A 20,155-nucleotide genomic window follows, 5' to 3' on the forward strand; every position below is an offset into this window, starting at 1 on the left:
TTTTCAAGCTTTTCGGAGCTGCAGATGGAATTGATTGCGCATAGAGGTGTCCCCGATATTCGCCCGGAAAACACGGCAAGCTCTTTTATTTTGGCAGTGGAATCCGATGCGGATCAAATCGAATGCGATATACAGCGGACAAAAGACGGAGAATACGTCATTTTTCACGATTTTACCGTAGACCGCACGACCGACGGTACGGGTAAAGTACGGGACAAAACGCTCAAAGAACTGAAAGCGCTGTCCGCTCACAATAACATGGAGCGCTATTTCGGAGAGAGGATTTTAACTTTGGATGAATTTTTACATCTCGTGCCTGAAAATCTGATGCTGAATTTGGAGGTAAAGCGCGACGTCAAAGAAGAAGAGCCGTGGGAGACGGATTTGCTGCGTTTCGTGCTTGAAAGACGAAGTACGGATGCGTTTATTTTAGCTTCATTAAATCATATTGTTTTGGAACATATCGCAAAAGAAAATCGTGACGTAAAGCTCGGTCTCGCATTGGACGGCGAATTGCTGGAATTAAAAACCTATTTGAAAAATCTTCCGTTTCGTATTTACAGTTATCATCCGGCTGCGGAATACGTAAATAAAAGCGGTGTGGAATTTTTACATTCTTTGGGCATAAAGGTATATCCGTGGATTATCGACGACAAGGATACCTTTTTCGATATGTCGGAATGCAAAGTCGACGGCGTTATAACCAACAGGCTTTGTTTTTTGACAGATTGATTACCAATCGCAAGAGGAGTGAAAGATGAAACAAAGGATCAAACGAACGGCATGGTTTTCGACGTTGATTGCAGTATTGTTTTTAGCGTTTGGATGCAGCAAAAAAAATGCGGGCGGACAGGGAGCGGCAAAGCACGTATTTAAGCTCAGCAACGTATTTACGAACGAACAGCCTTTGAACGTTACGTTGCGCGAAGTTGCCGACAATATCAACAAAAGAACGAACGGTGCGATCGAAATTCAGATTTATCCGAACGGTGAAATTGCGACGTATAAAGACGGCATCGAGCAAGTGCGTGCGGGTGCCTATTTTATTTCCAACGAAGATCCGAGCTATATGGCGGACTATGTACCGGATTACAACGCGCTTGTCGGGCCGATGCTCTACAACAACATGGAAGAGTATACGGCGATGTGCCACAGCGACTTTGCAAACGATTTAAATAAAAAAGCCGAAGAAAACGGTATGAAAGTGCTGGCATTGGATTACGGGTTCGGTTTCCGCCATATCTGCGCGAACAAACCCGTGCGCAATCCGAAAGAATTGAGCGGTATGAAGCTGCGCGTGCCGAAATCGAATTTGTGGATCGAAACGCTGAGCGCCATGGGTGCGAACCCCATACCGATGGCGTGGTCGGAAGTATATTCTGCCGTACAGCAGAGCGTCGTCGTCGGACTTGAAACGTCCATCAGCGATATCGCGGACAATCAGATGGGCGCCATTATCAAAGATATTTCGTTGACCGGGCACTTTTGCGGAACGACATGCTGCGTCATGTCGAAGAAAATTTGGGACAGTCTTACGCCGGAACAACAAAAAATCATGGAAGAGGAATTCCTTGAAGGTGCAAAACGGAACAACGAACGCGTAGCGTTGCAGGAAATCAAAGACAGAGAAAATCTCGGAAAAGAAGGAGTAAAGTTCCACGAAGTCGAAAAAGACGAGTTCCGTATATTGACAAAAAAAGTGTTTGAAAACAATAAAAATCTTACGCCCGGCGTATACGATACGATTCAAGCCGAGTTGGCAAAAATTCGCAATAAGTAAAAATTAATAATACGGGTCAAGGCGGATCGGTTCAGCGGTATTTCGTTTTTACCCGTATTAATAAGGAAATGAACATGAACAGAAAATCCGTGCTCGGTAATTTGGATTATATTATCGCAGCCGTTGCGCTTTTCGGCATCGTTTTCTTCGTTATCATCAACGTCTTTTGCCGATATATTTTGGGTTTTATTTTTAATTGGATGGAAGAGCTTGCGACGATTATGTTCGTGTGGTGTACCTATATGGGCATCGCAGCCGCATATAGAACGCACGATCACGTAGGCATAAACATAATCGTAAATCTGCTGCCGGCAAAATTGCAGTTTGTCATCGAATTTTTAATCGACCTTTTCGTATTGGCGCTCGATATTATTATTTTCATACTCAGCATCAGACTCTGTATCAGTTCATGGGGTAAAATAACTCCGATAATCGGATTGTCGTATACTTTTGTCAACGCGTCGATCACTATCGGATTTTTGCTTTTGATCGTTTATACGGCGCTGCGCTTATTCGAAAAAATAAAACGGATAAAGCACGCGTTTTTTTCAAAAAAAAATAGGCAGGAAAAAATATGAATTTAATACCGCTGTTGATCGTGTTTATTTTATTTATGCTCAATGTACCGATCGGTTTTGCACTCATCGGCGGATCCATGACCTATTTTTTATTTATGTCGAACAATATGCCGCCGCAATTCGTATTGCAGAATTTCATATCGGGAATCGAATCTTTTCCGCTGCTTGCCATACCGTTTTTTATCTTTGCGGGCGTGATTATGAATTATTCGGGCATCAGCAAGCGCTTGATGCATTTCGCCGATCTCTTGGTCGGACATCTTCCCGGCGGACTCGGACAGGTAAACGTCGTATTGTCCGCGCTGATGGGCGGAATCTCGGGCTCCGCAAACGCCGACGCTGCCATGCAGTGCAAAATTTTGGTTCCCGAAATGGAAAAGCGCGGTTTTCCGATGCCCTTTTCCGCTTCGATTACCGCGACCAGTTCCATCATACCGACGATTATTCCGCCGGGCATTATGCTTATTTTGTATTCGATGGTTGCCCGCGTCAGCGTGGGTAAAATTTTTATGGCGGGATATCTTCCCGGTTTGGTTATCACCGCCTGTCTCATGCTCTCCGTCCATATCGAATCGATAAAACACAATTACGGACGGACGCGGGAAAAGATGGCGAGCGGCAAAGAAATCGTGCGGGGCGCGGGAGCTGCCGTTCTTGCCCTCATTTTGCCTTTAGTCATCATCATGGGATTGCGACAGGGCGTTTTTACTCCGACGGAAGGAGGCGCCATCGCATGTTTTTACTGCACGCTTGTAGGGATGCTGGCTTATCGCGAACTGCACATCAAAGACTTTATTCCGATTTTACGGGAAACCGTCAATTCCACCGCGCAGGTAATGTTTATCATCGTCGGTGCGAATCTCTTTGGAATGTATTTAAGTTATGAGCGCATTCCGCACATGATCGCGCAGGCGGTGTTGAGTATTTCCGCCAACAAATACGTATTTTTGATACTCATCAATATCTTTTTATTCATCGTCGGAATGTTTGTCGAAGGCGGCCCCGCCATCATCATCATTGCACCGCTTTTGGTTCCGATATTGAATACGCTCAAAATCGATCTCGTTCACTTCGGCATCGTCATGACGTTGAACATGGCGATCGGAGGATTGACGCCGCCCTTCGGTTCGATGATTTTCGTCGTGTCGTCGCTGCTCAAAGTGTCGATATGGGATTTTTTGAAAGCGAATACGCCCTTTCTTTTGGCAAGCATCGTCGCACTTTTAATCATCACGTATATACCCGCCATATCGCTGTGGCTGCCGACGCTCTTGGGGATGTAGCGGGATGCGGGCAGGGTAATTAAAATTTATTAATTTTATTCGTGCGGATGGTTTAATGCCCCGATGCTCTGCGTCGGGATTATCGATTGAAATGCTTCAATGTTGTTTTTTGTTGCACTTTCATATAAAAACAACGACCTCGCCGCAGAGCAGCGAGGTCGTTTATTAAAACAATTAATAATTATTATTTAACTTTAACGGAGCCGAGGCAGATATTTTTTTTCGTTTCGGTATCGAATACGATGATATCGTTGCCCACGATGTCGAAACGGATCGGCTTATCGACAGCATAGTCGATCGAACCGAATACGACGGAAGATAAAATATCGCCTTTGAGGTTGATTTTGACGATCGTTTCCATACCCGACGGAAGCGTCGAATACGCAAGTCCCTCGATGGCGCCGCTGTCCCTGATCGGAAGAAATTCCGGACGGATGCCGATGATGACGTCTTCTCTTTCAAGCTGCACGTCTTTTTCGCACGCGAAGACCGCATCGATGCCGAAAAATTGTACCGCGAGTTCGTTTTTCGCCGTCTGTTTCGCTTTCGCCGGAATGAAATTCATCGTCGGGTTTCCGATAAAATCCGCAACGAACAAATTCGCCGGCCGGTTGTAGACGACGAGCGGCGGATCGTACTGCTGCAGGTCGCCCTTTTCGATCAAACAGATGCGTGTCGCAAGCGTCATCGCTTCGAGCTGGTCGTGCGTAACGTAGACGAAAGTCGAGTTCGTGTCCGAATGCAGACGCTTCAATTCCGTGCGCATTTCGCTGCGCAGTTTTGCGTCGAGGTTTGAAAGCGGCTCGTCCATAAAAAGCACTTTCGGTTTGGGCGCGAGCGTCCGCGCGATCGCGACGCGCTGCTGCTGTCCGCCCGACAATTCAGCCGGATAGCGGTCTTTGAATTCTTCGATTTTTAAAGTCTTTAAAACTTCCTGCACACGCTCTTCGATTTTGCTTTTCGGCCACTTTAAATTTTCAAGACCGAAGGCGATGTTTTTATACACGGTCATGTGCGGCCACAACGCGTAGTTTTGAAACAAAAAGCCGATATCGCGTTTGTCGGGCGAAACGTTGATGCCTTTTTCCGAATCGAAAACGACCGTATCGCCGATGGTGATCCTGCCTTCCGTCGGCGTTTCAAGCCCCGCGATCATGCGCAGTGTCGTCGTCTTTCCGCAGCCGGACGGACCGAGCAGCGTGATGAATTCTCTGTCTTCGATAACCATGTTGAGGTGATTGACTCCGACAAAATCGCCCCATCGTTTTGAAACATCGTGTAATTCTATTCGCGGCATATATTAACCTCCAATTCCTTTATCAATAGATGCGCCGGTAAATTTATTAATCGATAAATTAATAACAATAACGAATACAACCAGTAACAGGTTGATGCCGTTCGCAAGCTGATCGACGCCGTTTCTCGTGTAGTATTCGAGAACGTTTGTCGACAGCGTAACGCTCGATGTAATCAACGCAAACAGCGTATACTCTCTCATACAGGATATAAACGGCAGCAGATAGCCGCTTATAAAACTCGATTTTTGGATGGGAAACAAAATCTTCGTCATCCGCTTGCCCCACGGGCAGCCGGTGATTATTGCAGCTTCTTCGATTTCACCCGAAACCTGCAGCATCGCGTTCGTTCCGCTGCGCGACGCAAAGGGCAAAAACTTTATGCCTCCGACGATGATGCACAGCGCGACGGCTGACCATTCGCTGAGCGTCGTCGCAACGTCCAAAAAATGAAACGCATTCGTCTTCGACAGTGAAAAGAAAATCGTGCTGAAACTCAACGCGGGAATCAAGTACGGCAAGAACGCCAAACTGGAAACGTAATTGGCAAGACGGCTTCTCCTGTTTTTGCTGACGGCGTATCCGATCAAAATGCCGCAGGTTCCGCAGATAAACGAAACGATGACGGCGACGATGATGGTTCTGCCGAACGAATGCAAAATCGTACTGTTGTGAAAGATGCCGTTCAGAGAATAATCGCGCGCGCCGACAAAGGCGTCGTCGATTGCGGGCGTCGGAGAGATCCAATATTTGAGCGTAATCGAAGAAAAATCTCCGGCCGTTTCTTCGAGGCTTTCGAGTACGAACGAAAGCAGCGGAATGACGGCAAAGAACGTTACGATAACGAGCGTCGTAACGGCGATCGGCCACTTCGCCTTTTTCAAATCGATTTTGGTGATTTGTCCCGATTTGCCGGATACCGTCGTAAAGCTCCTGCGGCTTTTTGTAAACCAGTTGTTCAGCGTCAAAATCAACACGCTGAAAATCAGCAGTATCGTTGCGATGACGTAGCCTTCGCCTTTTTTCCCCGTCATCAGTGCCGAGCGCAGCGTGATCGAAATCGAATTGAACGATCCGTCTTTATTTAAAAACTGTGGAACGGTGTAGCTTGAAATGGAACTCGCAAACACCAGCAAAACAGTCGATATCATCGCGGGCGCGACGATCGGCAAGGTAATCCTTCTGACGATTTTTAATCGCGACGCTTTTAAAATCGTCGCCGCTTCTTCAAGGTTCGCATCCATGTTCCGCAGTATGCCGCCGATCAATATGTACGCGAACGGTGCGTAGTGCAGACCGAGCACGATTGCCGTCGGGAAAAAACCGTAGACGAGCCATTGCGGCGCGCTTATGCCTGTCAACGCCTGCAGCAGTCCTTCTCCGGGACTTCCGCTCACGTTCGTGTTTTTGAAGAAATTTTCCCAAAACATCGCGATCGACCACGACGGCATGATATACGGAAAAACGAATACCGTTGAGATAAAGCGCTTAAACGGTATGTTCGTCCGCGTGATAAAGAATGCGAGGTTGCCGCCGAATACGACCGCGATCGTACAGGCGATCAGCGCCATGAGCACGGAACGATACAGCGGGATCCAAAAAAAGTTTTTCGAATACAGCGGCGTCAATTTGTTGAACAACAGCGACGGCCATTGCAAAAACGTAAAATCGCCGCGCTTTACGGCCGCATCCCAAATCTCATTGATGTTTTTTGCTTCCGAAACGCTTTGAACCGTAAACGAATCTTTGACCATCGAAAAAAGCGGATAGATGACGGTGATCGTCAACACGATACCGAAAAAAACGATGATACAATTGGAAGACTTTGAAAAAAATTGTTTTATGTGATTTAAAATTTTTTTAAAATAAAACGGAGCGGGTTGTGCTTTTACTGTTTGATTATCGGTCATATGTATCTTCTCCCAAATAATCCGATCGCGCCGACGGCGGATGAAAACGCGGTATCGGTTTCCGCCCGCCGTACATGCCGGTTAATCTTCTGCGCGATCAACCGGCCGCCGATCGATTATTAAGATTTTAAGCGATGCGACGGATTATTTTTTTGCTTCGTCTTCCGCCTGCTCCTGCTTTGTTACTTCCGTCGCTTTGCTGTTCGACGTAACGAGCGCCAACAGTTTATTGACTTGGGAGACTTTGATATTTTTTAAAAATGCGTAATTTTCGTTGATCTCTCTTGCGATGTGCGTGTCTTTATCCCAATCGCCTTTTGCGTAGGTGATGTCGTTCGAGCACGGGAAATAATATCCGTATTGATTCGCTTTTTTGCCGTCCGCCGACGGAGTCGCGGAATTGTAAACCATCGCTTCGTAGCATTCCTTCGTCAGCAAAAAGCGCGCGAACAGACATGCGGTATACGGATGTGCGGCATTATTAACGATTTGAGAACACATCGTATACATAAATCCGTTGAAGCCGTCGATTTCCCAATCGAACTGTACCGTCTTTTTCGCTTGAATCGTTCCCGCTTTGCCGATGACTTTTCCGTTTTTATCTTTGACGTCTTCTTTTTCGTAGAACGACGGATCCGCACCGACGATGCCGCCGTAATATTTTGTCGCAGCGTCTTTCATCTTTGCGAACGCACCGTAGTACACATAACCGCGGTCCCAATCGTATTTGAGCTGGGTTTCTTTCATCGCCGTACCGTCGGATGCATGCCAGCGTGAAATGTTTGCAATCATTTCGGTAACCCACTGTTCACCGGCTGAAGCGTAGCCCGTTTCCGAAGCGCTCCAATCTTTGTTGTAATAATCTTTGTACGCTTTTTCGATGCGCGCTTGATTTGCCGGAGCTTCGCAGCTTAAGAGAAAAGACATATTGATTTGTTCCGTAACCGGAGATTGGAACGATACTTTGTCCAAGTGATCGGGATCGGCCGACGTTCCGGCGAGCTGCCAAATATTGTATAATTTTTTTCCGGTAACTTTTTCAAAGTTCGTATTCGTATAAAATATTTTATTGAAGTGAATGCCTTTTAACGGATACGTGTCCGCTTCGGATAATCCCATCTCTTTCCAATCGGACGGAACGAAGTTGCACACGATACCCGCGGCATCGTAGTCGGCGAGAGAGCGGACATCCTGTACGAGCGCATAGTCGGCAAAATACGTTTTATCCGCGACTTCGAGCGCCGTCAACAACGTGTAATCCTTATAGCTGTTGTTTACGTAAACATTGTCTTTGCCGTCTTTCGTACCGTAGTGCAGCCAATCGTAGTGTTCGGCGAATTTGGTCGCAGCCGTTTTCAGTGCGGAAGTCAAACCGACGATTTTGAAAGTGTCGTTCGACGCTTCCATTTCCGCCTTTGCGGCCGCTTCGAGTTTTTCAAGCGGCATTTTGCTTGCTTTTGCAACGATGTCCGCAGTGGAACCGGCTTTTTTACCGCTGCCGCATGCAGCGATACACAAGACCGCTAAGCCGAGTATCGCCGTTTTAAATAGATTTTTTTTGATCATACTACATCTTCCTCCTAATGTATAAACGATAGATAAAATACAAGCGCGCATCCGTTTGCGTAAAACAGATGCATAAAGCGACTGCGCCTGCTTTTTTAGATTGATTTCTTTTCAGTATAAATGAGAAAAATCGAGTTGTCAATAAAAAAAACTATTGACATAAAAAAATATCGACATAAAAAAATATCGAGTGTAAAATGACATAAAAATATGAGGTAGCGAAGCAACAATAACGCGGCATTGCCGAAGGCCGATGTACTCAGCAATGCCGCATTTTGCGAAGAGGGTTCTATCTGCTCAAAAGATTGTTTATGCGCTTTACGAAATCGGCGGGATCTTTCAGCTCTTCGCCGCCCACGAGCAGCGCTTGATCGAGCAGTACGAAAGAAATATCCGCGATGCGTTCTTTGTCGTCGGTGTCTTTGAGCTTTTGCACGATCGGATGATCGCCATTCACTTCGAGGATAGGCTTTACGTCGACGCCGGTCTGACCCATCGCTTTCATCATGCGTTCCATTTGGAAGGACGGATCGTTTTCATCGACGACTATGCACGACGGACTGTCCGAAAGGCGCTTGCTGAGCTTTACTTCTTTGACTTTGTCGCCGAGCGCTTCTTTAATCTTTTCGACGATCGGTTTGAATTCCTTTTCTTTTTTTTCGGCGTCGGCTTTATCGACGCCGAGTTCGTCGTCGCTTCCCGCCCTGTTCACCGATTTCAATTCGAAGTCTTTATATTTTCCGAGCGCGGGAATAACGATGTCCGCGATGTCGCTTGCGATTATTAAAACTTCGAATCCTTTTTTCGTATACGCTTCGAGGAGCGGGCTCGAACGGAGATTTTTTTCGTCCGTGCCGGTAATGTAGTAAATCGATTTTTGGCCGCTTTTCATGCGCTGTACGTAGTCCGCAAAACTCGTCCATTCGCCGCCGGCAGTTTTGTCCGACGCATTTTGAGCGGAAGCGTTTGCCGTGCCCGCGTCTTTTTTTGTAGCGTCCGCATCTTTTCCGGCAGTATCCATATCGCTTGCGCCGTCTTTTGCATCCGGCTTGTACGTCGTTTTAAATCGAACGATTTCCGCGATCTCATCGCGGTTTGCAAAATCCGAGTACAGGCCTTCCATCATCGGACGGTTGAACTGCGCGATAAACGTATTCCATTTTTCGATAGCTTTTTTTTCGGCGTCGGTCGGCTTTTCGCTTTTCCGCGCTTTATCGGCTTCGTCTCCGAGTTTTTTGAATTCGCCGAGCAGCTTTTTTACCGACTGCGATTTAATCGTTTCGAGGATGCGGTTTTGCTGCAGGATTTCGCGGCTCACGTTGAGCGGCAAATCTTCGCTGTCGATGATACCGCGCACGAACCGCAGATATGCCGGAAGCAGTTCGCGGTCGTCGTCGGTGATAAACACGCGCTTGACGTAGAGTTTTATGCCGCTTTTGTAATCGGCTTGATACATATCGAAGGGCGCGGTTTTCGGAACGTAAAAGAGCGTCGTATATTCCTGCGTACCTTCAGCGTGCGTGTGGACGTACATGAGCGGGTCGTCGCCGTCGCGGCTCATTGTTTTGTAGAATTCGTCGTAGTCCGATTCTTTCAAATCGCTCTTCGATCGTTTCCACAGGGCGCTTGCGCTGTTTACCTGATCGACTTTATTTTCGCTCGACGTAACGTTACCCTTGTCGTCGTATTTGTTTTGCGTATAGTGAAGATAGATCGGAAACGCGATATAATCGCTGTATTTTTTAATAAGCTCTTCGATCTTCCAGCGGCTCGCGTACTCTTTGCTTTCGTCGTTCAAATGCATGACGACGGCGGAACCGCAGGCGTCGCTTTTATCGAAACCGTATTTTTTCGCTTCTTCGCTGTCGCATGCGACTTCTTCGATATCGTACGAGTTCGTGCCGTCGCTCGACCAGTGCCAAATTTTTCCGGACGGGTCGGCCGCTTTGCGTGTGTATACGTCGATTTTTTTTGCAGCCATAAACGCCGCATAAAAGCCGACGCCGAACTGTCCGATGAGCGCCGAATCTTTCGACGCCGCTTCGTTCAATTTTTCAAAAAACGCTTTCGTGCCGCTGCGCGCAATTGTACCGAGATTGTCGGTTAAATCCTTATCGGTCATGCCGATGCCGGAATCCCGCACGATAAGCACGCTTTCTTTGCCTTCGTCCCCGCCTTCGAACGAAATGTCGATGCGCGGCGCAAAATGCACGTCTTTGAACGCGTCGTCGGATACGGTGAGATATTTGAGTTTGTCGAGCGCGTCCGATGCGTTCGAAACGATTTCCCTGAGGAAAATATCCTTATTCGAATACATCGAATGGATGATGAGTTTTAAAAGCTGATTTACTTCGGTTTGAAATTGATACGTTGCCATATAAGCCTCTTTTTAGAAATTGGAAAATGGTGCGGAAAATTCGCAGATTACTTCTAATGTACTGAAAAAGCGCGGCATTCGGCAAGCGGGAAAACATTCCTTAAAATTCAACAGTCGAACAAAATATCAATTTTGGAGACTGTTGAATTCGTGCGCATCTTGCGCACAGTTGATGAGCGACGTTTGCCGAAAGGGCAAACTCGAAGTTAAACGAGACGCGCTATTTCAGCGGCTCGTTTAAACGTTCCTTAAAATGCCGCATTCGTGCGCGAGGCGCACACATAAACGGCGGTTCACGGAAATCGATTTGATCCGATGTCCGGTCGATGACATCTTTTTAATTTGTAATTACACGTTATCGATTACCAATCAAATCAGCTGATCGATTCCACTTCTTCTTTGGTAAGGCCGGTCATCTGCATAATAAAATCAAGTTCACAATTCGCCTGTTTCATCAACTTTGCCGTTTCAAGAGCTTTTTGGTACGAGCCGTCGGAAAAGCCTTGCTGTATGCCTTGCCGGATACCTTGCTGTATGCCCTCTTCTCGAGCGTCCATTTCAAGTGCCGACATTATGCGATATTCTTGCCGCGCCTGTTCGTTGTGTTTTACTGCCTGTATCATCGTTTCTATCCTCCCTGTGTATTCCGTGTTTGTTTTACCTGTTTTCAAGTATTCCAAAAAGCCTTTCAGTTCCGTATCTTCGGCTTGCATAAACGCTTGTGCATTGATTATAACCTTCTTCGCCCCATCCTGTAAGAGTGTTTGCCTGTCTTCAAGGCAGATGTTTTCGAACGTGTAGAGCGGTTTGCCTTTTCCTATCGCGTCAAACAAACACACGAAAATAATGTAGCTGTCGTTTAATGTTTTGTAGTGAAGGCCTTTATCCAAAAGTGAAATATCGAGGGCTGCCTGATAATATCTCATTCGTTTCGGGATATTGTGTTCGTTTGCAACCTGCATTTCGATGTCGTAGGTTTTGCCGTTTTCGTCTTTGACTAAAATGTCTAAGCGTATTGATTTTGCTTCCGATCCTGCGGCTATTGCATTTTGAGATGACAGGTGTGTGATTTTTCCGATTTGACCGGCCAATATCATTTCGAGAAAAGTTTTACAAGTTTCTTCATCTTGCATTATCTTGCAAAACATAAAGTCGTCGGCAATGGTCAGTTCATCAAAACTTTTACGCACTTTTTAACCCTCTACGTATATTATACCACAGCTTCAGCAGTTTTGTAAAAACGTCCGCGCACAAAAAAACCGCCCCAAGCCGAAGAACTCCTCAACTTGAAAGCGGTAGATTCAATTTGTAATTTGTAATTAAATTATCAATTAATCATTACACATTAACCATTGAGATTACACATTACATCTCAACAGGTTCTCCGGCCGTATCGTATTTATACATCTTCCATTTCTTTACCGTTTTTGCGTTTTGAAAGGCGCTCTGCAGTGCCGGCGGTGCGGTAAAATCGGTATGGTTGCCTTCGGTAACGCCTGCTTTTTCGGTGTAAAGAACACAGAATCCAATTGTAACCGACGGTAAATCGCCAAAGATTTTTGTAAACGTTTGGGCATCAAGCCGATTTCTGTCGCAGTACAGACGGTACAAAGCGGTGCAGTTTTGCACGTTAAGGGAGGTAAGCCCGTTGCCGTTGCACTCCAGAGCTTCCAAAGCGGTGCAGCCTTGTACAGTAAGCGTGGTAAGCTGATTATCGTTGCAGTACAGCTCTTCCAAAGCACTTAAGTTTTTTACGTTAAGAGAGGCAAGCTTATTGCCGTTACAGCGCAGCGTTTGCAAAGCTGTTAAGCCCTGTACGCTAAGCGTCGTAAGCTGATTATTGTAGCACACCAGCTTTTGCAACAAGGTTAAACCTTGTACATTAAGCGCCGTAAGCTGATTTGTGCTGCAGCCCAGCTCTTGCAAAGCGGTACAGCCTTGCACGTTAAGAGAGGTAAGCCGGTTGCCGCCGCCGCTCAGCTCTTTCAAAGCGGTCAAATTGTGTACGTCAAGAGAAATAAGCTGATTGGTGTAGCAGTGCAGCGTTTGCAAAGAGGTGCAGCCTTGTACGTTAAGCGTGGCAAGCTGATTTTTGGGGCAGTACAGCTCTTTCAAAGCGGTTAAGCCCTGTGCATCAAGAGAAGTAAGCTGATTCGTGCCGCAGAGCAGTGTTTGCAAATCGGTGCAGCCTTGTATAGTAAGCGTGTCAAGCTGATTTTCAGCGCAGGACAGATAGTACAAAGCGCTTAAGCCCTGTGCGTCAAGAGAAGTAAGCCGATTGCGGCCGCACTCCAGAGCTGTCAAAGCGCTTAAGTTCCGTATGTTAAGTTCGGTAAGCTGATTGCCGGTGCACTTCAAACTTGTCAAAGCACTTAGACCTTGTACGTTACAGGCGGCAAGCCGATTGTCGGGGCACTCCAGTATGGTGATTTTGCCTTTTAGGACTACCCGTGTGCCTGTTGCATTCAGTTCCGTTTCCGTCCCGTGTGCAAGAGAGGTTTGAGTGCAGCCTGCTACCGTTACGGGGTTGTGGTCGGAGGTATATGCCTGAACTTTAATGGCGGGTTTATCGCTGCTCAGGATAAGCACGGCACATCCCGTTACGGGGGCGGCTGATATTTGCTCTGCAGTATAGTCGGTTGTTTTTTCAAACAGCAGAGTATGGCTGTCGCCGCCTGCTTCAACCGTTTTCAGCTCCAGACGGCCGGAGGAAGGATAGCTGACGGTAAATTCCGTGCCCTCCATAGTAAGCGTGTTTCCCGAAAGGGTGTAGGATTGGCTGCTCTCTTCACCGACAAGTCCGTTTTTTTCGGGAACCGACATACCGCTAAACTCATCCGCGTTATACACCCATCCACTCTGAAAACACATATAAGACTGCCGTTTGGCGCCGGTGTTACCGGAATTATCCGGATCCTCGCACTGAACGGGAAAATTGTCCGTTTGCGTTACGCCTCCTGTAACAGTTGTTGCGGAAACCGCTTTCCATACGCCTTCGATAGGCGAACTGCCTCCGCTTGAAAGCTTACATGTTACGCCGACCGTTATGTCTGCAGTAACTTTTACCGTTGCCGTGGCGCTTCCTGCAGTGCCGCCTGCGGTAAACGAACCCGGAGAAACCGTCCACGTATCTACCGTATAGCCGTCATTAGGCGTTGCTGTAAAGACAATTTCAGTGCCCTCGGGCAATTTCTTATTGGACGGGATTTCAGGAACTGACGTTACGGTGCCGTGTACCGGAGCGGTGAGCGTTACCGTGTGCTCGGTAATGGGTGTTCCGTTTGTTTTAAAGAATACCTTAACCTGTGCGTTTGCCGTAACTTTGAGCGTGTAGGTAAGCGCAGTACCGTTTACTGCCACACCGTCGAGTTCCCACTTTTCAAGATCGTAGCCTGAAAGCGGCACTGCCGTCAAGGTGAGCACAGTATTTTCGGCTACCATGCCGTCTTCGCTCAGTGCAGGCGATACCGTTACATTGCCGCCGACGGTTTTTTCAAGCGTTACTTTGAACGTGGATGTTCCTCCGTCCGAGCCTCCGCCGGAGCTGCCCGTTGATTGCTGACAGCCTGCAAACAGCATTGCCGTTGCAATAAGTGCGGCTGTAACGAGCGCCGCTCCTCCCTTTTTGTTGTGTGAGTCCATATACACTCCTCCTCGTTTTAATTGTTAATGTGTGATTTGTGATTACCAATTATCCATTGCCGATTATAAATTTGCGTGCGGATATAAAAAAAACGCACGGGGACGGTGAGTCCTTCGTGCGTATTGTGCGAAGTTTATATTGTATGTCCCTTATGTACGGACAGGTATGCGGCGGATGAGCGGAATCAGCCCTTAGCAGAGAAGCAGAGAAGCAGAGAAGCAGAGAAGCAGAGAAGCAGAGAAGCAGAGAAGCAGAGAAGCAGAGAATTTTGTCGCAGCCGCAGAGGCGTGTCAAGTGCCCTGCTGCAGAATTGCAGACAGGCGGCCGCACCTACGCGGAAAGCGGAGGAATGCTGTATTATGCGCTCTCTCATACTTTCAGTATAGGGCATATAATACGAATTGACAAGCGAAATATACGTAAAAAAAGCGTATTGACTAAATGCCGGCGCGGGGGTACGATTTTGCATAACCTAAAATCCGAAACGGTTTTCTACGATAATATTAATTGAGAGAAACAGCGGAGCGCGGTGCACGGACTGTGCCGTATTTCCGCGGGGAGCGATTATGAAACGATTGATCGGTATACTTGCAGTGCTGTGCGTTTTGGTCGGCTGTAAAGAAACGAAAAAGACGATTAAAATCGGCATCGTGCAGCTTGTCGAACATCCGGCGCTCGACGCCGCATATAAAGGATTCGTCGATGCTCTTTCCGAAGCGGGCTATGTCGACGGAACGAATATTTCGATCGATTACGAAAACGCGCAGGGCGAACAGGCGAACTGCGTTACGATCGCACAAAAGCTCGTAAACGACCGAAGCGATTTGATCCTCGCGATTGCAACGCCTGCGGCGCAGGCCGTCGCGAATCTTACGAAAGACATTCCGATCCTCGTTACGGCCGTCACCGATCCCGAAAGCGCGAAACTTGTCAAATCGAACGATGCGCCGGGTACGAATGTTTCGGGTACGTCCGACTTGACACCGTGCGCCGCGCAGATCGATTTATTGAAGCGTCTCGTGCCGAATGCGAAAACCGTCGGTATGCTGTATTGTTCGAGCGAACAGAACAGCGTCTTTCAAATCGGTCTTGCAAAAGCGCAGTGCGATAAACTCGGGCTGGCATACATCGACGCGACGGTATCGAGCACGAACGAAGTGCAGCAGGTGACGCAGAGCCTCGTCGGTAAAGTGGACGCGATCTACGTGCCGACGGACAATATGGTTTCATCGAGTATCGTGACGGTTGCGCAGGTTGCGAACGAAAACAGGATCCCGACGATCGTCGGGGAAGAAGGCATGGTGGAGCGGGGTGCGCTTGCGACGTACGGCATCGATTATTATGCGCTCGGAAAACAGACGGCTTCTATGGCAGTCGATATTATTAAAAACGGGAAAAAGCCCGCCGATATGCCGATCCAATATCTCGAACACTGTACGCTTGCCGTCAACCGCGATACGGCAGCGAAGATCGGCATGACTATTCCCGACGATTTGAAATAACGGGAGCGTTCGAAAAATTCGCTTTTCGGATACGATCGATAATCGGCACGGCAGCCGCCGGCGGAGTTTAAGCAAAGATGGGATTGTTGTTTGCAGTGCACGGTGCTCTCGCCGTGGGTATTTTATGGAGCGTGATGACGCTCGGCGTATACATTACGTTTCGAATCCTCGATATAGCCGATCTCACCGTTGACGGAAGTTTTGCGACGGGAGGAGCGGTTTCCGGTGTGCTCATCGCGCACGGCGTACATCCGCTTCTTTCGCTTTTGGCGGCTTTTGCGGCGGGTATGCTTGCAGGTCTTGTGACCGGTCTTTTGCACACGAAAATAAAAATACACGTGCTGCTCGCAAGCATCCTCACGATGATCGCTTTGTATTCCGTCAATATCCGTATTATGGGAAAGGCGAACACGCCGCTGCTCGGCGTCAATACGGTGTTGACTTTTTTTACCGATAAGTGCGGTTTTACCGCAGCGAACGCTTCGCTTGCCGTCGGCGCCGTTTTTGTCGCATGTATCGTCGCTCTCATGTATTGGTTTTTCGGAACGGAAATCGGCAGCGCCATGCGCGCGACGGGAAACAACGAGCGGATGGTGAGAGCGCTCGGCGTCAACACGGACACGATGAAAATGCTCGGTCTCATGCTTGCAAACGGTTTCGTTGCGCTGTCGGGCGGGCTCGTCGCGCAGAGTCAGGGATACGCGGACGTCGGTATGGGAACGGGCGTTATCGTTATAGGTCTTGCGTCGATCATCATCGGGGAAGTCGTATTCGGAAAGCGCTTTGCGTTTTGGTATACGCTGCTTTCGGTCGTCTTCGGTTCGGTCATCTATCGAATTGTCATCGCGATCGTGCTGCAGCTCGGATTGAAATCGACCGATTTGAAATTGTTTACGGCGATCATCGTCGCAGCCTCCCTTTCCGTTCCCGTCGTCAAAGGAAGCGTCGCGCACCGCCGCCGTTCGGCCATTCCCGGTACGAATGCTTCGGATGCGGAAGTTCCGCGCGATACGGACGTAACCGACACGGCAGGGAAATAAGCGATGTTAAAATTATTCAACGTATCGAAAACATTCAATCCCGGAACGATCACCGAAAAGATCGCGCTCAAAAATATCAATCTCGAAATCGACGACGGGGATTTTATCACGGTTATCGGCGGGAACGGCGCGGGGAAATCGACGCTGCTCAACCTTATCGCGGGCATTCACTTTACCGACACGGGTTCTCTTTTTCTCGACGGCATGGATTTGACCGGTATGCCCGAATACGCGCGCGCGAAATACTTGGGTCGTGTGTTTCAGGATCCGATGATGGGGACGGCGGCGAATATGCAGATCGAAGAAAACCTCGCGCTTGCGATGAGGAGAGGCAAGCGGAGAACGCTTTCGTGGGGCGTGCAGCCTGCCGAACGCGCTCTCTATCGCGAAAAGCTGGCGCTCCTCGGCTTGGGACTTGAAAAGCGCATGACGAGCAAAGTCGGTCTTCTTTCAGGCGGCCAGCGGCAGGCGCTCACGCTGCTCATGGCGACGCTGCAAAAACCGAAACTGCTTTTGCTCGACGAACACACTGCCGCCCTCGATCCGAAAACCGCAAAAAAAGTGCTCGATTTGACGGAAACCTTTGTCGCCGACGAAAGACTGACGACCTTTATGGTGACGCACAATATGAAAGATGCGATACGCTGCGGCAACCGCCTCATCATGATGAGCGAAGGGCGTATCATTTACGACGTGCGGGGCGACGAAAAGAAAAATCTGCGCGTCGAAGATCTGCTCAAGCGTTTCGATGCCGCAGGCGGAGAAGCGAACGATCGTCTCCTGCTTTCGTGAAAAGGCCGCGCATAGAGGCGCGGTAAATGAAAAAGTGCCGTGTGCGTTCGCGCAAAGCTGCAATCGCGGAATCACACGCACGGATACACACGGCACAGGTTTTACTGATGTTCAAGTATGTGAAAAAACTTTTTTCATGCCGGTGCCGCTGATACATGCCGCTTCTTCGATCGACGGATCGATGTTTTGCAGCATCGCGGTGAGCATCAGATAGCCGGTCGGAAAAAACGACAGCACCTGCGTAAAGGCCAATCCCCAAAAGCCGTATATGTCCGGACGTATTCCTAACAATTTATACGTAATGAGACCGCTTCGTCCGAAGAGGAGAATAAACGCCGGAGAAATGACGAAAGGCGGCGATACCATCGGAAGGATCGAAAAGATTTTAAAAATCCGCTTGTGCGGTATGGCGAGGTACGTGGTCGCATACGCAAAGATAAACGCGACAACCGTTCCGAGCAGCGCAACGACGATGCCCAAAATCAATGTATTGGAGATGATGCCCAGATCGTACGCATTTCTAAAAATACTTGTATAGGCTTGCAACGAAAATTTTTTGCCGCTTAAAACGCTTTCTTTTTTTTGAACTGAGCAGGGATAACTTTCGCTTCCGGGCTGATATAGTGTTCGAGCAAACCTTCGTTTTCCGCTTCGATAAAGGTAAGAGAACCGCCGCCGTACCATACGTTCGCCTGAGGGTTCTCGTTTTCGGCCTTGATTATGGCAAAGATTTCACCGCCGCTCATGCGCACATAATTGGTTTTGATACCGGTTTTAGCTTGGAACGCTTTGCAAACGGCAGCGGCGTGCTCTTCAATAGGAAATAATCTTACCTTCTGTAAGTATGAAGCTGTTTTTACGATTTACCACCTTGATCCCACATATTTTTATTTATAATGCGGAATCCCGGATAAGCATACTCTTCTTATTCTAACTTTTCACTGAACCCGCAGTCATTCCATCAAGAAAGTATCTTTGAGCAAACAAATACATAAGTAAAACAGGCAGACATCCCAATAAACTCATAGCCATCATTTCGTTCCATTCGTATGCGTGTTGTCCCATCAACTGCTGTATTCCGATAGGAACCGTCCTCATTTCGTTGGTTTTTGTCAGCGTCAAAGCAAATAGAAATTCATTCCACGAAAGTAAAAAAGTGTATACTCCGGTAGCTATAATTCCGGGTATTGAAACAGGCACTAAAACTTTCCATAACGCAAGAAAACAAGAACCTCCGTCAACAAGAACAGCTTCGTCCAATTCTTTCGGCAATGTATTGAAGTATCCTGTCATCATTAAAACGGCATAGGGCAGGGTAAAAACCATATAGGTAAAAATCAGTGCAAAATATGTATTATATAAACGAAAAGAAACGAGCATTCCAAAATAAGGAATGAGTAATGTGATAGGCGGAATTGTTTGTGTTGTTATAATAAATATATTTAAAAACTTTTTCCCTATAAACGAAAATCTACTGAAAGCATATCCCGCAAGAATTCCTATAATCAATGTCAAAAATGTCACCGATAGCGCAACAAAATAACTATTAAAAAAATATCTGAGTTTGATAGAATTTGAAAAAATAGCTTTGTATGCACTTAAGGTAAACATTTTCGGCAATAATTTAGGAGGAAGTGAGAAGATTTCCGTATTCGATTTTAGCGAACAAAAAAACATCCAGAAAACAGGAAACGAGGCGTATACCAATCCGGCAAGTAATGCGATACAGACTAAAACCGAAGCTAACGAATTATTTCTTTTTATAGACTTACCCATCTTTATCCTCGTATTTTTTGTTTCTTTACATAAAAGAACGCCATAAAGAGAGACAATATAAGAATAATAACAGCACTTGTTGCAGCCAATGAAAACTTATAATTACTAAAAGCGAGTTTATAGGTAAAAGTGCTTAGCATTTCCGTAGCATGTATGGGACCTCCGCCCGTTGCCATCCAAACAAGAGGAAACACTTGCATTGTCCAAATAAAATCAAGCATAGCGATGCTCAATATTATCGGAATGAGATGCGGAATTGTAATAACGGCAAATTGCTGAACGATATTTGCACCATCGATAACAGCTGCTTCATAGTAGTCTTTGGGAATACTTTGCAAGCCGGCTAAAATACTTACCATATAAAAAGGGTATCCTGCCCAAATATTTACAAAGGTTAATGCATGGAGCGCCCATTTTGAGGAAGAAAACCATTCTATATTTGATTTTGATATGTGTAAATACGAAATAACATAATTTATTACCCCATTTGGATTCAATAGCAATCTCCATATAACTGCTATAATCGTTGCTGTAAATATCCAAGGTAATATATAGAATATTCTAAATAAATATTTAAAAAAATCGGATATATATTTTGTGTTTAATAATAACG

17 protein-coding genes are annotated in these 20,155 nt (G+C 47.1%); 7 read left to right on the forward strand and 10 right to left on the reverse strand.

Going from position 1 to position 20,155, the window contains the following annotated elements; all coding sequences use genetic code 11:
* Positions 1–24: 24 nt before the first annotated feature.
* The 4 genes from H9I36_RS09880 to H9I36_RS09895 all read left to right on the forward strand — a co-directional run bounded on the left by H9I36_RS09880 (position 25) and on the right by H9I36_RS09895 (position 3,641).
* Complete coding sequence (locus H9I36_RS09880; protein ID WP_187385187.1) at positions 25–732, forward strand: glycerophosphodiester phosphodiesterase; 708 nt, start codon at positions 25–27, stop codon at positions 730–732.
* 25 nt (positions 733–757) lie between these two features.
* Positions 758–1,780 carry a C4-dicarboxylate TRAP transporter substrate-binding protein gene (locus H9I36_RS09885; RefSeq protein ID WP_187385188.1) on the forward strand — a complete coding sequence of 341 codons (1,023 nt, stop codon included), beginning with the start codon at positions 758–760 and terminating at the stop codon, positions 1,778–1,780.
* A gap of 74 nt (positions 1,781–1,854) precedes the next feature.
* Complete coding sequence (locus tag H9I36_RS09890) at positions 1,855–2,358, forward strand: TRAP transporter small permease (protein ID WP_187385189.1); 504 nt, start codon at positions 1,855–1,857, stop codon at positions 2,356–2,358.
* Positions 2,355–3,641: a TRAP transporter large permease gene (locus tag H9I36_RS09895; RefSeq protein ID WP_187385190.1), complete on the forward strand. Its 1,287-nt coding sequence runs from the start codon at positions 2,355–2,357 to the stop codon at positions 3,639–3,641. The genes H9I36_RS09890 and H9I36_RS09895 overlap by 4 nt, the downstream gene beginning before the upstream one ends.
* Before the next feature lie 184 nt (positions 3,642–3,825).
* Here the strand turns inward: H9I36_RS09895 and H9I36_RS09900 are convergent, their stop codons facing one another.
* The 6 genes from H9I36_RS09900 to H9I36_RS12945 all read right to left on the reverse strand — a co-directional run bounded on the left by H9I36_RS09900 (position 3,826) and on the right by H9I36_RS12945 (position 14,431).
* The gene (locus H9I36_RS09900) at positions 3,826–4,938 is read right to left on the reverse strand and encodes an ABC transporter ATP-binding protein (protein WP_187385191.1); all 1,113 of its coding nucleotides are present in this window, start codon (positions 4,936–4,938) and stop codon (positions 3,826–3,828) included.
* A gap of 3 nt (positions 4,939–4,941) precedes the next feature.
* Positions 4,942–6,846 carry an ABC transporter permease gene (locus H9I36_RS09905; protein WP_187385192.1) on the reverse strand — a complete coding sequence of 635 codons (1,905 nt, stop codon included), beginning with the start codon at positions 6,844–6,846 and terminating at the stop codon, positions 4,942–4,944.
* 144 nt (positions 6,847–6,990) lie between these two features.
* Complete coding sequence (locus H9I36_RS09910) at positions 6,991–8,412, reverse strand: hypothetical protein (RefSeq protein WP_187385193.1); 1,422 nt, start codon at positions 8,410–8,412, stop codon at positions 6,991–6,993.
* 289 nt (positions 8,413–8,701) lie between these two features.
* On the reverse strand, positions 8,702–10,789 hold the full coding sequence (htpG, locus tag H9I36_RS09915; RefSeq protein WP_187385194.1) for a molecular chaperone HtpG: 2,088 nt from the start codon (positions 10,787–10,789) through the stop codon (positions 8,702–8,704).
* 374 nt (positions 10,790–11,163) lie between these two features.
* Positions 11,164–11,979, reverse strand: coding sequence for an Rpn family recombination-promoting nuclease/putative transposase (locus H9I36_RS09920; RefSeq protein ID WP_187385195.1), 816 nt, complete (start codon positions 11,977–11,979; stop codon positions 11,164–11,166).
* A 175-nt stretch (positions 11,980–12,154) separates the two neighbouring features.
* Positions 12,155–14,431, reverse strand: coding sequence for an InlB B-repeat-containing protein (locus tag H9I36_RS12945; protein ID WP_187385196.1), 2,277 nt, complete (start codon positions 14,429–14,431; stop codon positions 12,155–12,157).
* A 567-nt stretch (positions 14,432–14,998) separates the two neighbouring features.
* On the opposite strand from H9I36_RS12945, the gene H9I36_RS09930 reads away from it, so the two are divergent.
* From H9I36_RS09930 to H9I36_RS09940, 3 genes are all read left to right on the forward strand, one after another.
* Positions 14,999–15,934, forward strand: coding sequence for an ABC transporter substrate-binding protein (locus H9I36_RS09930; RefSeq protein WP_187385197.1), 936 nt, complete (start codon positions 14,999–15,001; stop codon positions 15,932–15,934).
* A 77-nt stretch (positions 15,935–16,011) separates the two neighbouring features.
* A complete protein-coding gene (locus H9I36_RS09935) occupies positions 16,012–16,974 on the forward strand; it encodes an ABC transporter permease (protein ID WP_187385198.1) in 963 nt (320 codons plus the stop codon).
* A 3-nt stretch (positions 16,975–16,977) separates the two neighbouring features.
* On the forward strand, positions 16,978–17,766 hold the full coding sequence (locus H9I36_RS09940; RefSeq protein WP_187385199.1) for an ABC transporter ATP-binding protein: 789 nt from the start codon (positions 16,978–16,980) through the stop codon (positions 17,764–17,766).
* A 111-nt stretch (positions 17,767–17,877) separates the two neighbouring features.
* On the opposite strand, the gene H9I36_RS09945 is transcribed toward H9I36_RS09940, so the two are convergent.
* From H9I36_RS09945 to H9I36_RS09960, 4 genes are all read right to left on the reverse strand, one after another.
* Positions 17,878–18,312 carry an ABC transporter permease gene (locus tag H9I36_RS09945; protein WP_187385200.1) on the reverse strand — a complete coding sequence of 145 codons (435 nt, stop codon included), beginning with the start codon at positions 18,310–18,312 and terminating at the stop codon, positions 17,878–17,880.
* A gap of 17 nt (positions 18,313–18,329) precedes the next feature.
* Positions 18,330–18,512: a hypothetical protein gene (locus tag H9I36_RS09950; RefSeq protein WP_187385201.1), complete on the reverse strand. Its 183-nt coding sequence runs from the start codon at positions 18,510–18,512 to the stop codon at positions 18,330–18,332.
* A gap of 184 nt (positions 18,513–18,696) precedes the next feature.
* Positions 18,697–19,542 carry a carbohydrate ABC transporter permease gene (locus H9I36_RS09955; RefSeq protein ID WP_187385202.1) on the reverse strand — a complete coding sequence of 282 codons (846 nt, stop codon included), beginning with the start codon at positions 19,540–19,542 and terminating at the stop codon, positions 18,697–18,699.
* A 2-nt stretch (positions 19,543–19,544) separates the two neighbouring features.
* A partial coding sequence (locus H9I36_RS09960; protein WP_187385203.1) for a carbohydrate ABC transporter permease occupies positions 19,545–20,155 on the reverse strand: 611 nt, incomplete at its 5' end.

Source organism: Treponema sp. Marseille-Q4130 (assembly GCF_014334325.1).
Lineage (GTDB): Bacteria > Spirochaetota > Spirochaetia > Treponematales > Treponemataceae > Treponema_D.

Bases quoted from the DNA above. Each gene is read 5' to 3' on its own strand.
- H9I36_RS09905 (WP_187385192.1), bottom strand. From the start codon at position 6,846: ATGACCGATAATCAAACAGTAAAAGCACAACCCGCTCCGTTTTATTTT.
- H9I36_RS09880 (WP_187385187.1), top strand. From the start codon at position 25: ATGGAATTGATTGCGCATAGAGGTGTCCCCGATATTCGCCCGGAAAAC.
- H9I36_RS12945 (WP_187385196.1), bottom strand. From the start codon at position 14,431: ATGGACTCACACAACAAAAAGGGAGGAGCGGCGCTCGTTACAGCCGCA.
- H9I36_RS09955 (WP_187385202.1), bottom strand. From the start codon at position 19,542: ATGGGTAAGTCTATAAAAAGAAATAATTCGTTAGCTTCGGTTTTAGTC.
- H9I36_RS09935 (WP_187385198.1), top strand. From the start codon at position 16,012: ATGGGATTGTTGTTTGCAGTGCACGGTGCTCTCGCCGTGGGTATTTTA.
- H9I36_RS09910 (WP_187385193.1), bottom strand. From the start codon at position 8,412: ATGATCAAAAAAAATCTATTTAAAACGGCGATACTCGGCTTAGCGGTC.
- H9I36_RS09900 (WP_187385191.1), bottom strand. From the start codon at position 4,938: ATGCCGCGAATAGAATTACACGATGTTTCAAAACGATGGGGCGATTTT.
- H9I36_RS09890 (WP_187385189.1), top strand. From the start codon at position 1,855: ATGAACAGAAAATCCGTGCTCGGTAATTTGGATTATATTATCGCAGCC.
- H9I36_RS09950 (WP_187385201.1), bottom strand. From the start codon at position 18,512: ATGAGCGGCGGTGAAATCTTTGCCATAATCAAGGCCGAAAACGAGAAC.
- H9I36_RS09895 (WP_187385190.1), top strand. From the start codon at position 2,355: ATGAATTTAATACCGCTGTTGATCGTGTTTATTTTATTTATGCTCAAT.
- H9I36_RS09885 (WP_187385188.1), top strand. From the start codon at position 758: ATGAAACAAAGGATCAAACGAACGGCATGGTTTTCGACGTTGATTGCA.
- H9I36_RS09930 (WP_187385197.1), top strand. From the start codon at position 14,999: ATGAAACGATTGATCGGTATACTTGCAGTGCTGTGCGTTTTGGTCGGC.
- htpG (WP_187385194.1), bottom strand. From the start codon at position 10,789: ATGGCAACGTATCAATTTCAAACCGAAGTAAATCAGCTTTTAAAACTC.
- H9I36_RS09940 (WP_187385199.1), top strand. From the start codon at position 16,978: ATGTTAAAATTATTCAACGTATCGAAAACATTCAATCCCGGAACGATC.